Annotated in this window: 13 protein-coding genes; 6 read left to right on the top strand and 7 right to left on the bottom strand. The window is 70.2% G+C overall.

Going from position 1 to position 14,709, the window contains the following annotated elements; all coding sequences use genetic code 11:
- Positions 1-68: 68 nt before the first annotated feature.
- The 7 genes from ABD810_RS07035 to ABD810_RS07065 form a co-directional block, all read right to left on the bottom strand.
- Positions 69-329 carry a phosphopantetheine-binding protein gene (locus tag ABD810_RS07035; protein ID WP_344935805.1) on the bottom strand — a complete coding sequence of 87 codons (261 nt, stop codon included), beginning with the start codon at positions 327-329 and terminating at the stop codon, positions 69-71.
- Between the two features lie 108 nt (positions 330-437).
- Positions 438-1,406, bottom strand: coding sequence for an ABC transporter ATP-binding protein (locus ABD810_RS07040; RefSeq protein ID WP_344935808.1), 969 nt, complete (start codon positions 1,404-1,406; stop codon positions 438-440).
- Positions 1,403-2,494, bottom strand: coding sequence for an ABC transporter ATP-binding protein (locus ABD810_RS07045; RefSeq protein WP_344937532.1), 1,092 nt, complete (start codon positions 2,492-2,494; stop codon positions 1,403-1,405). Before ABD810_RS07045 ends, ABD810_RS07040 begins: the two co-directional genes overlap by 4 nt.
- Before the next feature lie 83 nt (positions 2,495-2,577).
- The gene (locus ABD810_RS07050; protein ID WP_344935811.1) at positions 2,578-3,462 is read right to left on the bottom strand and encodes an ABC transporter permease; all 885 of its coding nucleotides are present in this window, start codon (positions 3,460-3,462) and stop codon (positions 2,578-2,580) included.
- Positions 3,459-4,526 (bottom strand): ABC transporter permease, encoded by a 1,068-nt coding sequence (locus ABD810_RS07055; protein WP_344935814.1) that lies wholly within the window; start codon positions 4,524-4,526, stop codon positions 3,459-3,461. The genes ABD810_RS07050 and ABD810_RS07055 overlap by 4 nt, the downstream gene beginning before the upstream one ends.
- Before the next feature lie 6 nt (positions 4,527-4,532).
- Complete coding sequence (locus ABD810_RS07060) at positions 4,533-6,347, bottom strand: ABC transporter substrate-binding protein (protein ID WP_344935816.1); 1,815 nt, start codon at positions 6,345-6,347, stop codon at positions 4,533-4,535.
- A gap of 141 nt (positions 6,348-6,488) precedes the next feature.
- Positions 6,489-7,223, bottom strand: a complete 735-nt coding sequence (locus ABD810_RS07065) for a GntR family transcriptional regulator (protein WP_344935818.1) — start codon at positions 7,221-7,223, stop codon at positions 6,489-6,491.
- Positions 7,224-7,370: 147 nt separating this feature from the next.
- Here ABD810_RS07065 and ABD810_RS07070 point away from each other — a divergent pair, with 147 nt between their 5' ends.
- From ABD810_RS07070 to ABD810_RS07095, 6 genes are all read left to right on the top strand, one after another.
- Positions 7,371-8,651 (top strand): extracellular solute-binding protein, encoded by a 1,281-nt coding sequence (locus ABD810_RS07070; RefSeq protein ID WP_344935822.1) that lies wholly within the window; start codon positions 7,371-7,373, stop codon positions 8,649-8,651.
- Between the two features lie 131 nt (positions 8,652-8,782).
- The gene (locus tag ABD810_RS07075; RefSeq protein WP_344935824.1) at positions 8,783-9,859 is read left to right on the top strand and encodes a carbohydrate ABC transporter permease; all 1,077 of its coding nucleotides are present in this window, start codon (positions 8,783-8,785) and stop codon (positions 9,857-9,859) included.
- A complete protein-coding gene (locus ABD810_RS07080) occupies positions 9,856-10,737 on the top strand; it encodes a carbohydrate ABC transporter permease (RefSeq protein WP_344935826.1) in 882 nt (293 codons plus the stop codon). Before ABD810_RS07075 ends, ABD810_RS07080 begins: the two co-directional genes overlap by 4 nt.
- A gap of 110 nt (positions 10,738-10,847) precedes the next feature.
- Positions 10,848-12,137, top strand: coding sequence for a beta-N-acetylhexosaminidase (locus tag ABD810_RS07085; RefSeq protein WP_344935828.1), 1,290 nt, complete (start codon positions 10,848-10,850; stop codon positions 12,135-12,137).
- A gap of 75 nt (positions 12,138-12,212) precedes the next feature.
- A complete protein-coding gene (locus tag ABD810_RS07090; RefSeq protein ID WP_344935831.1) occupies positions 12,213-13,646 on the top strand; it encodes a cellulose binding domain-containing protein in 1,434 nt (477 codons plus the stop codon).
- 86 nt (positions 13,647-13,732) lie between these two features.
- Positions 13,733-14,659 carry an N-acetylglucosamine kinase gene (locus tag ABD810_RS07095; RefSeq protein WP_344935833.1) on the top strand — a complete coding sequence of 309 codons (927 nt, stop codon included), beginning with the start codon at positions 13,733-13,735 and terminating at the stop codon, positions 14,657-14,659.
- The last annotated feature ends 50 nt before the right edge of the window (positions 14,660-14,709 follow it).

The raw sequence follows: 14,709 nt of genomic DNA on the forward strand, positions 1-14,709 counted from the left end.
GACGAGAGCAGAGTTGGACAGCGGGGGGCGTCTTCGGGAGGGTTGCGGAGGGGAGTCGCTGGTGTGGGTTAGTGGGGTTTGGGGGGGTTTTGGGCTTTTGTTATGACGTGGTGGACGAAGGTGGGGAGGTGAGGGTGGTCGAACAGGGCGGCCGGGTCGACTTCGATGCCGAGTTCGCTTTCGATGCGGGCGACGATCCGGAGAGCCGACATCCCGCGCCCGCCCAGCTCGGAGAACGTGGCGTCCATCTCGTCCGGAGAGACGTCGAGCACGTCCTTCCATATTTCTTCGACGCGCTTCCGGATTACCGAAGGGCTCGTCTCCCGCACGCGATCACTCCATTCGAGACCCCTTCGCCCTCCATGCCCGGTGGAAGGGGGATGTCCACCACGACATTGGCACATATTCGGCGGCATCGAGCAATACCACTGGGGAGCTCAGGGCAGCGACTCCCGCACACCCGCGTAATGGCACGCCACCTGGGACCCGCCCGAGGCGGAGAGCACGGCCAGCGGCTCGGACCGGCAGGCGTGGTCGACCCCGGCTCGGGCGGCGTCCCCCGAGGCGAGGACCTGGCAGCGCGGGTGGAACCGGCAGCCCCCCGGTATCCGCGTCGGATCCGGCGGCTCACCCGCCAGCACCACCGGAGCCGGGGACTCGGGGAGCACGGACAGCAGCGCCTGGGTGTAGGGGTGGGAGGGGGAGGTCAGCACCTGTTCGACCGGTCCGGTCTCGACGATCCTGCCGAGGTACATCACGGCGACCCGGTCGGCGATGTTCCACGCGAGCCCGAGATCGTGGGTGACCACCAGAGCCGACAGGCCCAGCTCGTCGCGCAGCCGCATCAGCAGTGCGAGGATCTCGCCGCGCACCGAGGCGTCCAGCGACGCCACCGGCTCGTCCGCGACCAGCAGGCGGGGATCGAGCGCGAGCGCTCCGGCGATGACGACCCGTTGCCGCTGGCCGCCGGACAGCTCGTGCGGATAGGTGAGCAGGAACCGCTCGGGCGGGCGGAGCCCGGCTCGGGACAGCGCCGAGAGCACCCTTTCCCGTTCGTCCGTCAGCCCATGGATACGCGGGCCCTCGGCCACCGCCTCGTACACGTTGTGCCGGGGGTTGAGCGATCCCGTGGGGTCCTGGAGCACGAGCTGTACTTCCCGCCGGTACGCCTTGAGCGCGCGCGACGAGTAGTCCAGCGGCGCCCCGCCGTACACCACCGAACCCGACACGGGACGCTCCAGCCCGAGCAGCGTGCGGGCGAGCGTCGTCTTCCCACAGCCGGACTCGCCGACCAGCGCGACGATCTCCCCTGCTCCGATCGCGAGGTTCACGCCGTCGACCGCACGGGCGCGCCGCCCCCGTGAGGCGAATTCCACGCGCAGGTCACGGGCTTCCAGGAGCGTCACGGCGCCACCTCCGGCCGTACGGTCGTGGACGCGGGGGTGCCGGGGGCGTGCGGTGCCGGCTCTTGCTGTGGGGGAGCGCCGCCGCTCCCAGGATCTTCCGCGGCCCCGCCGTGGGGAAGGCGCGGCGTCGTCTCCGGGTGGACGAGGACGCAGGCGGCGGTGTGGCGGGGGTCGGTGGTCGGCCACAGTTCCACGGCGGCGGTGGAGCACTCGGGGAGGGCGGCCGGGCAGCGGGGATGGAAGGAGCAGCCCGAGGGCAGGTCCATCGGATCGGGCGGATCGCCGCCCAGGCCCCGTGGCGCCCGGCGCGAGGCGGGGTCGCCCACGAGGGGGAAGGCGTCGGCCAGCGCACGGCTGTAAGGATGCCGCGCGTCGCCGAAGACCGCCCCCGACGGGCCCGTCTCCACGACGCGGCCCGCGTACATCACCGCCAGCCGCTCACAGGTCGCCGCCAGCACCGACAGATCATGGGAGATCATGATCAGGCTCAGCCCCCGGCGCGCGATCAGCGAGCGGATCAGCTCCAGCACCTGGGCCTGGATCATCACGTCCAGCGCCGTCGTCGGCTCGTCCGCGACGATCAGGTGCGGTTCACAGGCCAGCGCCATGGCGATCATCACGCGCTGCCGCTGGCCGCCGGACAGCTCGTGCGAGTAGCTGCGGCCACGCCAGGCCGGCAGGCCGACCTGCTCCAGCAGCTCGGCGACCTTCCGCCGGGACTCCGCGGGGGAGGCCAGGCCGTGGACCAGCAGCGGTTCGGCGATCTGGTCGCCGATCCGGTGGACCGGGTTGAGAGCGTGGTGCGCCCCCTGGAAGACGATCGAGGCCGACGCCCACCTGACCGCGCGCAACCGTCCCCATGGCATGGTGAGCACGTCCTCGCCGTCCAGCAGGATCTCCCCTGACACCCGGGCGTCCCGGGGGAGCAGCCGCAGCAGGGCCATCGCCAGCGTCGACTTGCCCGACCCCGACTCGCCCGCGATCCCCAGCGCCTCCCCTCTGGCGAGGGCGAGCGAGACTCCACGTACGGCCGGCACCTCGCCCGCCGCGATCCGGTACGTCACCGTGAGGTCGCGGAGTTCCAGCATCGTCACGTTCTCGCTCCCTGGGGCACGGTCACCTTCCTGCCTGGTCGTCCTGGGCACGGTCATCTCGCCGCCCACGGGGACGGTCACCTTCCCGCTTCCCTGAGGCGCGGGTTCAGTACGGCCTCCAGCGCCCGGCCGCACAGCGTGAACGCCATGACGACGGCGACGATGCAGAAGCCGGGGGTCAGGATGTACCACCACGCGCCGGAGGTGGCCGCGCCCCAGTCGTACGAGCCGCGCAGCATGCCGCCCCAGGACACCTGCCCCGAGCCCGCGCCGAGGAAGGCCAGGGTGGACTCCAGCACGATGGCGGTGCCGACCATGAGCGTGGTGTTGGCCAGCACAAGCGGCGCCACGCTCGGAAGAACGTGCCGGGTCATGATGTGCCAGTGCCCGGCGCCGAGCACCTTGGAGCGCTCGATGTACGGGCGTGCCTCGACGGCCAGCGTCTGGGCCCTGATGAGCCGTGCGGTGGACGCCCACGAGGTCACGCCGATCGCCAGGATGAGCGTGGACGACCCGCCGCCGAGGACGGCCGCGAGCACGAGCGCCAGCACCAGCGTCGGGAGGACGAGGAACCAGTCGGTGATCCGCATCAGCACCGCGGAGAGCCAGCCGCGGAAGTGGCCGGCCAGGACCCCGATCATCGTGCCGATCACCATGCTCAGCAGTGCCGACATGAAGCCGATGAGCAAGGAGACGCGGGAGCCCCACAGGAGCATCACCAGGATGGACCGGCCTGACTCGTCCGTGCCGAGCGGGAACGACAGGTCCGGGGGCGCCATCTTGTCCCCGGTCGCCCTGGTGACGTCCAGGTCGGCGGGGTCGCTGACGAACGGCGTCATCACGGCGAGCGCCACGGCGACCAGGAGGACCACCGCGCCGAGCAGCCCCGCCCGGTGACGGCGGAACTCCGTCCAGAACCGCGAGAGGGCCGTGCGCCGGCGGCTCCAGGTGAACTGGTTCATGTGGACCTGACCCTTGGGTCGAGGAAGTGGTAGGCGACGTCGGCGAGGGTGTTCATGACGATCACCGCCACGCACAGCACCATGAAGGTGCCCTGCATGACGGCGAAGTCCGGCCCCTGGATGGCCTTGTAGAACAGCAGGCCGAGCCCCGGCCAGGAGTAGACGGTCTCAACCGACACCGCCCCGGCGACCACGAACCCGATGTGCATGAAGACCAGCGTCACCGTCGGCAGCAGCGCGTTCGGCACCGCGTGGCGCCGCCGTACCTCGTCGTCCCGCAGGCCCTTGGCCCGTGCGGTGGTCACGTAGTCCTGGCCGATCTCCTCCAGCAGCGAGGAGCGCATGACCAGCAGGTACTGCGCGTAGACCACGGCGACCAGCGTGAGACAGGGGAGCGCTAGGTGCTGGGCGACGTGGAACAGGTAGGCCGGTCCGTCCGGCGCGTCGACCCCCTCCATGCCGCGGGTGGGGAAGATGCCAGGGACCGGCCCGACTCCGGCCGCGAACACCATGAGCAGCAGCAGGCCCAGCCAGAAGGTCGGCACCGACCACAGCACGAGCGAGATGCCGGTGGAGACGCGGTCGAGCCGCCCTCCGTGGTGCCACGCCGCCCGGGTGCCCTGCCACAGCCCCAGGCTGACCGCGACGACGAGCCCGACCCCGGCGAGCAGCAGTGTCGGACCCACCCGCTCGCCGATGAGCTCGGCCACCGGGCGCTTGTACTCGTAGGAGGTGCCGAGGTCCAGCCGAAGCGTCTTCAGCACGAAGTCGATGAACTGCTGTGGCAGGGGCCGGTCGAGTCCCATCTGGCGGCGGAGCAGGTCCAGTTGCTCCGGGGTGATCGGCACGTCGCGCGTGTAGGCGATCGTGGGATCGCCGGGAACCAGGCGGAAGAGGAAGAACGTCGCGACGATCACCATGGCGATGCTCAGCGCCGCCCCGCCGAGCTTGGCGAGGGCGTACCGCAGCACGCCGCCCCTGCTGGCGTGCTGCTCCGCCTCGGGTCCCGCCGCCGGTCCGGCGACGGGATCGCTGTCGAGCGGTGTTCCGAGAGGTGCGGCCACGGACGGCTACTCGCGCTCGTACGCCGAAGCGCGCCGGCGCCGCGCGAGGAACAGGCCGCCCGCTCCGAGGAGCACCACGACGCCCGCCACGACGGCGATGGTGGTGCCGGTACCGGAGCCGCCGGCCGCGGAGCCGGCCGGGGTCGCGACCGCCTGCAGCGAGTAGACGGGCCAGTAGCCGCTGCCGCCGTACAGGATCCCCTTGTTCTCGGGGATGGGGGTGATGCTGGTGATCCGGTCCTTGCGGTACGCCTCCAGGTTGTTCGGGTAGTACAGGGCGATCACCGGCGCGTCGGTGTACAGCCGCTTCTGCATCTGCTTGATGATCTCCGCCCGTTCCGCGCGGTCGAGTTCGCTGAGCTGCCGCTGGTAGAGCCCCTCGTACTCCTTGTCACAGTAGAACGACTCGGTGCCGCCGCCCTCGCCGCTCGCCGTGGGACGGCGGCTGCACAGGTGGGTGGCCAGGACCTCTTCCGGGTCCGGGTTGACCGACCAGCCGCTGATCGCGATGTCGTAGAGCCCCGTGCTGCCGGTCTCCTCGGTGAACTTGTTGGAGTCGAGCTTGCGGGTGGTGAGCTGGATGCCGATGTCCTTGAGCCAGCCGGTGAGGAACTGCGCCAGCTTGTCCTCGGTCGGGGTGTCGGTGTGGATGCTGAAGCGCATCTCCAGCTTGCGCTTTCCGTCGGGCATCGTCCGGATCCCGTCGCCGCCCTTCTTGTACCCGGCCTGGTCGAGGATCTCGTTGGCCTTGGCGGCGTCGTAGGTGACGAGGTCGGCGCCTTCGGCCTTCCAGAAGAACTCCGGGTACATCGGAGGCACGATCGACCCGTCGGCGGGAACGGCGAGCCCGTTCTGCACCTGCTGGACGAGGGCCTTCTTGTCGATGGCGTGGTGGATCGCCTGCCGCACCTTCGGATCCTTCAGCGCGGGGTGCCCGTCTCCGACCGGCTCGCCGTCGGCCGTCGCCGCGCCCGGGTTGAGCTGCAGGTACGCCGAGCGTCTGCCCTGGGTGTTCCACTGCACGATGTTCGGGTCCCCGCCGAGGGCCTCGTACTGGGGGGCCTGCAGGCGGCCGATCAGGTCGATGTCGCCCTTCTTCAGCCCGGCGTTGGCCGCCTCCGGGTTCGTGTAGAAGATGACGTCCAGCTCGTCGATCTTGGGGGCGCCGCGCCAGTAACCGGGGTTGGCCCGCAGCCGGACGTAGCCGTCCTTCTTGTGCTGCACGGCGATGTAGGGCCCGTTGCCGACGACGGGGTACTTGTCGTTCTCGAACGTGCCGATGTCCGGGACGTCCTTCCAGACGTGCTCGGGCATGATCGGGATCGGGTTCTCCAGCATCGACGCCTGGGGCTTCTTGGTCTTGATGACCAAGGTGCGGTCGTCGGTGGCGGTCACGGTGTCGAAGTTCTCGACGGCGCTGCCGTTGGCGGTCTTGGCCGCGTCGTCGGTCATGATCTTGTTGAACGTCCAGGCCGCGTCGCGTGCGGTGACCGGCTGCCCGTCCGACCACTTGGCTTCACGGATCTTGAAGGTCCAGGTGAGCTTGTCCTTGGAGGTCTCCCACGACTCGGCCAGGTCAGGGCTCGGCTGGAGGGTCTTCGGGTCCGGCACCGTGAGGTAGCCGTACATCCAGCGGTGGATCGAGGTCGACACCAGACGAAGTGCCAGGAACGGGTTCATCGAGTCCATGCTCTGCGTCACGCCGAGCCGGACGATCTTCTTGCCTGATTGCGGCTCCTGCACGGCCTGTGCCGGAGTCGCGGTGCCCGCGAGCACCAGGGCCAGGCCCAGCGCCGCGAAGCGCTTCCCACCTTTGAACATGCTGATGACCAACCTCCAGGTCGGTGTTCTGCACCCTTATCAGCGAAGTCACACCATGTTCCGGATCATGTCAACGAGGACGGTGAAAATTGTTTCTGGTCCGTTGCCGATCTGCGATGTTATTTTTCACGCCCCTGCGGCTCAGCCGGAGTTGGCGTCGAAGTGGAGTTCGGAGGTGACGCGGTAGCGGTCGCCTCGGTAGATGGAGCGGACGAACTCGACGATCCTGCCGTCGGCGTCGCGGGTGGTGCGTTCCACGCCGAGGGCCGGGAAGTGCTGTGGCACGTGCAGCAACTCGGCCTCGGTCTCGTCGGTGACGGTCGCCTCGATGGTCTGCACGGCGCTGCGCACGTCGACGCCGAACCTCTCGCGCAGCAGCCGGTAGAACGACCCCGACTCCATGTCGGCGGGCACCAGGCCCTCGACCAGCGCGCCGGGAAGCTGGATGCGCTCGATGGCCATCGGCTCGTCGTCCACGATACGCAGCCGCACCACGCGCAGGACCGGGTCGGCGGGGGAGAGCTGGAGCCGGGTGGCGAGCTGCGGGCCGGCCGGGGCGAGGCCGAACTCCAGGATCCGGCTCAGCCAGTGGCCCTCGGCGGGCGGGGCGTAGAAGGAGCCGCTGGGCGTCGCCGCCAGTGCCTGGGTGACCCTGTGCGGCCCGGTGAAGGTGCCGCGCCCGTGCTCGCGGACCAGCAGGCCCGACCTGACCAGATCGTCTATCGCCGCTCGCAGGGTGGGGCGGGACACCCCGAGCTCCTTGCACAGGTCACGCTCGGACGGGATGGCCTCACCCGGCCGCTTGTCGGCGATGAAGTCGAGAAGGAAGTCACGCACCCGATCACGCTTGAGCCCGGCTCGCATGTTCAGAGTCACACCGGTGACCTTACCAGCGTCTTACCAATCGTGAATGCCTTGCCGGTATATATCGCAAAAAGGGGTCTTGACGCGCCAACTGGTTAAGACCACTCTATCCCCATCGGGCGGAATTGCTTACCAATATCTGACCAATGGGAGATCCCCGTGAGGTATCGCCTTCTCGCCGCGACAGGAGTCGTGGCGCTCGCCGCCGGCCTGACCGCGTGCGGTTCCCCCTCCCCGTCCACCGGCTCCGCGGGCTCTACGGAAGCCGGCGCGGCCCCTGCCGAGCTCACTGTCTGGGTGATGCGGGACAGCTTCTCCGACGCGATCCTCGACCGCTTCACCACTGAATTCCGGCGGACCCATCCAAAGATCACCCTCGACATCCAGATCCAGGAATGGGATGGCATCGGCCAGAAGGTGACCAGCGGCCTGGCCAGCAACGACGCCCCAGATGTGATCGAGGTGGGCAACACCCAGGTCGCCGAGTACGCCGCCAGCGGCGGCGTGAAGGACCTCAGCGACAAGGTCGCCGACCTCGGCGGCACCGACTGGCTTCCCGGCCTCGCCGAGCCCGGCAAGATCGACGGGCGCCAGTACGGCATCCCGTGGTACGCGGCCAACCGCGTCGTGATCTACAACAAGGACCTGTTCGCCAAGGCCGGCATCAGCGCGCCGCCCAAGACGCGTGAGGAGTGGCTCGCCGCGACCGCCAAGCTCAACAAGGGCGGTGACCAGGGCATCTACCTGGCGGGACAGAACTGGTACACCCTGGCCGGGTTCATCTGGGACGAGGGCGGCGACCTGGCGGTCAAGGACGGCGCCGCGTGGAAGGGCACGCTCGACACCCCGCAGGCGCTGACCGGCATGGAGTTCTACAAGCGCCTCCAGGCCCTCGGCGAGGGTCCGAAGGACGCCGACGAGAGCAAGCCCCCGCAGGCGAACGTGTTCGCCAAGGGCGACGTCGCGCAGCTCATCTCCACCCCCGGGGGCGCGGTCGCGATCGAGAAGGCCAACCCCAAGCTGGCCGGGAAGCTCGGATTCTTCCCGATCCCTGGGAAGACGGCCGACAAGCCGGGCGCGGTGTTCACCGGCGGCTCGGATCTGATCATCCCTGAGGGGTCGAAGAACCAGGAGGCCGCCTACGAGGTCGTCAAGGCGCTCGCCGGGGAGACGTTCCAGCGGGACATGGCCAAGGAGATGAGCTACGTGCCGAACCGCGTCTCTCTGGGGATTGCGCTCGACGGCGACGAGGGCACCGCGGCGATGGCCGCCGGAGCCGCGAACGGCCATGCGACGCCCAACTCGCCCAACTGGGCGGCGGTCGAGGCCAAGAACGTCATCAAGGAGTACATGACCAAGGCGCTCACCGGCGGAGACCCGGCCACGGAGGCCGCCGCGGCCTCGCAGGTCATCACCACCATCCTCAACACCACGTCCTGATCCTCCGGGAGACCGGCTTCCCCGCAGGTCATCACCACCATCCTGAACACCACGCCCTGAGCCTCCGAGCGCATGGCATCGGCAGGTCCCAAGCGCCGGGGTACGGCGTCACCCATCGACCGAGGAGTGTCTTGTCCGTCTCACCCCCGCTCCCCGCGCCACGGCGCGGCCGCGGCAAGGGCGTGCCGGGGCCGCCCGCCCGCCCGGCCGGAGATCCCCGCGACCTCCCCGCGCCCTCCACCGGTCGCGAGACCCCCGGGCGGCCGGAGGGCTCCCCGGCTCCGGAGGCATCGGGAAGGGGCGGGTCGTGGGCGCGGCGGGCGGCCGGGTGGTGGCCGTACCTCCTGATCGCTCCGACGGTCGCGGGGACCGCCTTCCTGCTGCTGTACCCGGTGACGCGCAGCGTGGTGATCTCCTTCCAGCACTTCAGGACAGGAGAGCTGATCAGAGGCGGGGCGGCGTTCGTCGGGCTGGACAACTACCAGGAGGTCCTCGGCAGCGAGGAGTTCTGGTCGGTGGTGCGCCGCACCCTTATCTGGACCTCCGTCAACGTCGTGCTGATCATGGTGATCTCCACGCTGGCGGCCCTGATGATCGCGCGGCTGGGGAAGCGGATGCGGCTGGCCGTGATGAGCGCGCTGGTGCTCACCTGGGCGACGCCCGTCCTGGCCGCCACCACGATCTTCCAGTGGCTGTTCCAGTCACGGCTGGGGGTGGTCAACTGGCTGCTGGTCAGGCTCGGACTCGACTCGTTCGAGGACTACACCTGGTTCGCCGGCGGCACGTCGACGTTCGCGATCCTGGTCATGCTCGTGGTCTGGCAGTCGGTCCCGTTCGCCGCCCTCACCCTGTACGCGGGCCTCACCACGATCCCCGCCGAACTGGACGAGTCGGCCCGCATCGACGGGGCGAGCGGTTCGCAGATCTTCCGCACCATCACCTTCCCCATCCTGCGCCCCCTGTTCGGGCTGATCACCTCCCTGGAGGTGATCTGGGTGTTCAAGTGCTTCGCCCAGATCTGGGCGATCAGCAAGGGAGGCCCCGACGGGGCCACCACGACCCTGCCCATCTACGCCTTCCAGGTGGCCCAGTCGCTGCACAAGTACGACCTCGGCTCGGCCATCTCCACGCTGACCGTGCTCATCCTGCTCGCCGCCCTGATCACCCATCTGCGCCGGATGCTCAAGCACGAAGGAGAGGCGCTGTGACCGCTCTCGGACCGCCCGCCCGCGCCAGGGCCGGGTCCCGCCCGGTGCTCCGCCGCGCGTCCCGCCGGGCGGCCCTGAACCTGGCGGCGGTCGCGGTCCTGGTCGTGTCGGTCTTCCCCGTGTACTGGATGGTCGTCACCGCGTTCACCCCGACCGCGGACATCCAGGCGGACACGCCCAGCTTCTGGCCCGCCCACCCCACGCTGGAGCACTTCGCCACCGCCGTGGACGCCGACGGCTTCTGGATGTTCTGGCGCAACAGCCTCCTCGTCACCGTCTCCGCGGTCCTGCTCTCGCTCGTGGTGGCGCTGCTGGCGGCGTTCGCGGTCGCGCGGATGCGCTGGCGCGGCCGGCGGGCGTTCATCCTCATGGTCTTCATCGCCCAGATGGCGCCCTGGGAGGCGCTGCTGATCTCCATGTTCATCATCGCCCGCGACACCGGCATGCTCGACCGGCTCTCCATGCTGTCCCTGCTGTACTTCATGTGCACGCTGCCGTTCACGATCGTGACCCTGCGCGGCTTCCTGGCGGCGATCCCGCCGGAACTGGAGGAGGCCGCCATGATGGACGGCGCCGGCCGCACGGTCGCCTTCCGCCGGGTCGTCCTGCCCCTGCTCGCCCCCGGCCTGATGTCCACCTCGCTGTTCGGCTTCATCACCGCGTGGAACGAGTTCGCCTTCGCCAACGCGCTGATCATCAAGAACCAGGACGACCGGACCCTTCCGGTATGGCTGTCGTCCTTCAGCAACATCTTCGGCACCGACTGGGGCGCCACGATGGCCGCCGCCGCCCTCTTCATGCTCCCCGTACTGCTGATCTTCCTCGTACTACAGCGCAGGGTCACCTCCGGCATGATCGCCGGCGCCGTCAAGGGCTGACCCGTGCCTGTGACCACGGCGGCCGCCGGCCGCCGGTCCCGCCCTGCCTTCTTCCCGCCCGTCCACCACCCTCGCTGTGAAGCTGTGAAGCTGTGAAAGGAAGAGACCACGTGATCATTCCGCGGCCGCGTGAGCTGGCCGTCCTCGGGGGCTCCGTCGCTTTCCACCCAGATCTTGTACGGCTCGCGCCGCAGGACGACTCCCTGGGAGAGGAGGGATACCGCCTGGACGTCGGCCCGTCGGGCATCCGGCTCACCGCCGGAGGCGGCGCCGGCCGGTTCTACGGCCTGCAGACCCTGGCCCAGTTCGGCGCCGCCGTGCCGTACGGGACGATCGAGGACAGGCCACGCTTCGGCTGGCGCGGCGTCATGCTCGACGTGGCCCGCCACTTCATGCCCAAGGCGTTCGTGTTGCGCCTGATCGACCTGCTCGCCGAGCACAAGCTCAACATCCTGCACCTGCACCTGACCGACGACCAGGGCTGGCGGCTGGAGATCGAGCGCTACCCCCGCCTCACCGAGGTCGGCGCCCGGCGCGTCGGGTCCACCGGCACCCCGGAGTTCTACTCGCGCGAGGACATCCGCGAGATCGTCGCCTACGCCGGCGAGCGGTTCGTCACCGTCGTCCCCGAGATCGAGATGCCCGGCCACGTCCAGGCCGCGATAGCCGCGTACCCCGAACTGGGCAACCAGCCCTCGCGCCGGCTGGAGGTCTGGTCCGAGTGGGGGATCAGCGAGCACGTGTTCAACCTGGAGGAGTCCACCATCCGGTTCTGCCAGGACGTCCTGGACGAGGTGGTGGAGCTGTTCCCCGGCCCGTACATCCACGTCGGCGGCGACGAGTGCCCGCCGGCCGAGTGGGAGCACAGCCCGCGCGCGCGACGGCGGCTGGAGGAACTCGGGCTGTCCGGCCCCTCACAGGCGTGCGGATGGTTCATCGGCCGGATGGCCTCGCACCTGTCGCGGCACGGGCGCGAGCTCATCTGCTGGGACGAGCCGGACCGCGAGCCCACTCCGGGCACGACCGTCATGGTGTGGCGTGACGAGCACGCCGGGCGGGACAGGACCGACATCATCCTCGCCCCGCACACGCGGACGTACCTGGACTACTACCCCTCGGACGCGCCGGGGCAGCCGCCCGCCCAGCCGGGGGTGGTCACGCTGGCCGACGCCTACGGCTTCGCCCCGGACCCCGGAGTGCGGGGGGTGCAGTGCCAGATCTGGACCGAGTACATGCCGACGCCCGAGCAGGTCGAGTACATGGCCTTCCCCCGGCTCTGCGCCTTCGCCGAGGTGGCCTGGGGGTCCCCGGGTGACTATCCGGACTTCCTCCAGCGGCTCGACCCGCACCTCGCCCGGCTGACCGCGCAAGGCGTCCGCGTGGGGCCGCTCATCCCGTAGCGGCCCCCGGACGCCACCCAGGCCGCACTCGCGAGGACCCCTCCCTCGTGGGACCCGCCCAGGAAAGGAACGAAAGTGCCCAGCGAAACGAGACGACCAAGAACGTCCAGAAGACTGTTACTCGGCGGGCTGGTGTCCGCCCTGCTCGCGACGACGATCGGAGTGAGCGCCGCGGGACCGGCCGGGGCCGCGCAGTCGCTGCGGCTCCAGTACAAGACGAGCGCCACCGGCGCCACCGCCGACCAGGTGGAGCCGTGGTTCGACCTGGTGAACGACGGCCCCTCGGCGGTGCCGCTGAGCGAAGTGAAGATCCGTTACTACTTCAAGGCCGACTCGCCCTCGCAGCAGTACCGCTTCGCCTGCTCGTGGGCCGTGATCTCCTGCTCGACGGTGACCGGCACGTTCGGCGCCATCTCCCCCGGCACGGCCAGCGCCGACCGCTACCTGGAGGTCGGTTTCACCTCCGGCAACCTGGCGGCCGCGGCGCGCACCGGCGACCTGCAACTGCGCTTCCACCGGACCGACTGGCAGACGACCACGCAGAGCGACGACCACTCCTTCGGGCCCGCGCGCACGACGTACGGGGACTGGACCAAGGTGACCGTCTATCGGAACGGCGCCCTGGTCTGGGGAACCGCGCCGGCCGGAGGCGGGCCCTCTCCCTCACCGACCCCCACCGTCACGCCGCCTCCCGGGGGCAACGCCGGAGTGGTCTTCGACGACTTCGCCTACACCAACTCCGACGACCCGAACATCACCGCGCACAAGTGGACCGTGCGCACCAACTCCGGTGGTCCGGGGGTTCCCGGCGCGAGCTGGCCCAAGGGCAACGTCAGCTTCCCCTCGATCGGCACGGGCAACCAGGCGCTGCAGCTCAAGGCCGTCAGTGACGGCACCGGCGCGGGGACGCAGCAGGCGGAGTTCCTGCACCAGCGCAAGTTCCTCGAAGGCACCTACGCCGCGCGCGTGAACTTCTCCGACGCCCCCGTCAGCGGCCCGGACGGCGACAACATCGTGGAGACCTTCTTCACGATCACCCCGCTGGCCGCCGACCTCGACCCCAACTACAGCGAGCAGGACTTCGAGTACCTGCCGAACGGCGGCTGGGGCGAGCCGGGCAACATCATGTACGCCACCTCGTGGGAGACCTACCGCAACGAGCCGTGGCTGGCGGTCAACGTCCACAACGAGGTCAGGGCGAGCTACGCCGGCTGGCACAACCTGGTCCTGCAGGTCTCCGGCGGCCAGATCAAGTACTACATCGACGGCGCCCTGTTCGCCCAGCACGGTGACATCTACTACCCCGAGACCGTGCAGTCGGTGAACTTCAATTTGTGGTTCATCAGCGGCGGCCTGGTCGGCAGCTCGACACAGCGCTCCTACGTCCAGCAGGTCGACTGGTTCTACCACGCCAAGAACGAGGTCGTGGCGCCCAACGAGGTCGTGAACCGGGTCAACGGGTATCGCTCCGCCGCCACCCGGTGGGTGGACACCGTCCCCGCTCCTTGACCCATGATCTACGGTACGGCCCGCGCCTCCGGGTGGCGTGGGCCGTACCGGCATATCGGCGACGGGCACGAGCGAGGTGGGGTCGCGTGACGCGATGGGCGGCGGTCGACGGGGGCCAGTCGGGGCTGCGGATGCGGTGGTTACCGGACGGCCGGACCGGAACCGGTCCCGGCTACGTGCACGTCTCCGACGGCGTCGAGGCCGTGATCCGGTCCGTACGCCTGGCGGCGCACGCGGCGGGGGAGGGGACGGCGCACGCGGCGGCCCGGGAGCGGGTCGCGGTGGCGTGCCTCGGGCTCTCCGGCATCACGCTGGACGCCGGGACCTCGCCCGTGCTGGCCGCGGGGGTGGCGCGGGTGCTGGGGGCCGAGGAGGTCCGGTTGTGCGGGGACATGGTGACCTCCCACGCCGGGGCGCTGCCGGAGGGCTACGGCGTGGTCCTCGCCGCGGGCACCGGGGTGGTCTGCCTGGCGGTCGACGCCGACGGGTCCTGGCACCGGGTCGACGGGTGGGGCTACCTCTTCGGGGACGCGGGGGGCGCCTTCGCGATCGGACGGGCCGGGCTCGTGGCCGCGCTGCGGGCCAGGGACGGTCGTGGCCCGGCCACCGCGCTCGCCGGCGCGCTCGACGAGGACCTCACCCGCCTCTACACCTCGCCCACCCTGACCAAAGACGTGGCCCGGCTCGCGATCCGGGTGCTCGCGTGCGCCGCCGAGGGCGATCCGGTCGCCTCGGCCATCGTCGAGGACGCCGCGGCCGACCTGGCCGACACGATCGGCGCGGCCGTGGCCTTCCTGCGTGGCACCGGCGAGGTACCCGTGGCCTGCACCGGAGGGGTCTTCGCCGCGGGCGAGCAGGTGTTCGGCCCGCTCAGGACACGGCTGGCCGCCGGCGTCCCGCGCGCGCGGCTGGGCCCGGCGGCGGGCTCGGCCCTCGACGGGGCCGCGCGCCTGGCGACCGGCCCGCCAGGCCCCTACGCCGGCCTGATCTCCGTCCATCGGTTCCGCCCCTGAGCGCCGGGCGTCGTACGGGACGCAAGGGGGCAGGTAGTGGGCAGTACGCT

Origin of the sequence: Sphaerisporangium flaviroseum (assembly GCF_039537005.1) — a bacterium.
GTDB lineage: Bacteria > Actinomycetota > Actinomycetes > Streptosporangiales > Streptosporangiaceae > Sphaerisporangium > Sphaerisporangium flaviroseum.

What these genes read in the sequence shown, in the direction of transcription:
- ABD810_RS07060 (WP_344935816.1), bottom strand. Translation starts at nt 6,347, where the DNA reads ATGTTCAAAGGTGGGAAGCGCTTCGCGGCGCTGGGCCTGGCCCTGGTG.
- ABD810_RS07045 (WP_344937532.1), bottom strand. Translation starts at nt 2,494, where the DNA reads ATGCTGGAACTCCGCGACCTCACGGTGACGTACCGGATCGCGGCGGGC.
- ABD810_RS07050 (WP_344935811.1), bottom strand. Translation starts at nt 3,462, where the DNA reads ATGAACCAGTTCACCTGGAGCCGCCGGCGCACGGCCCTCTCGCGGTTC.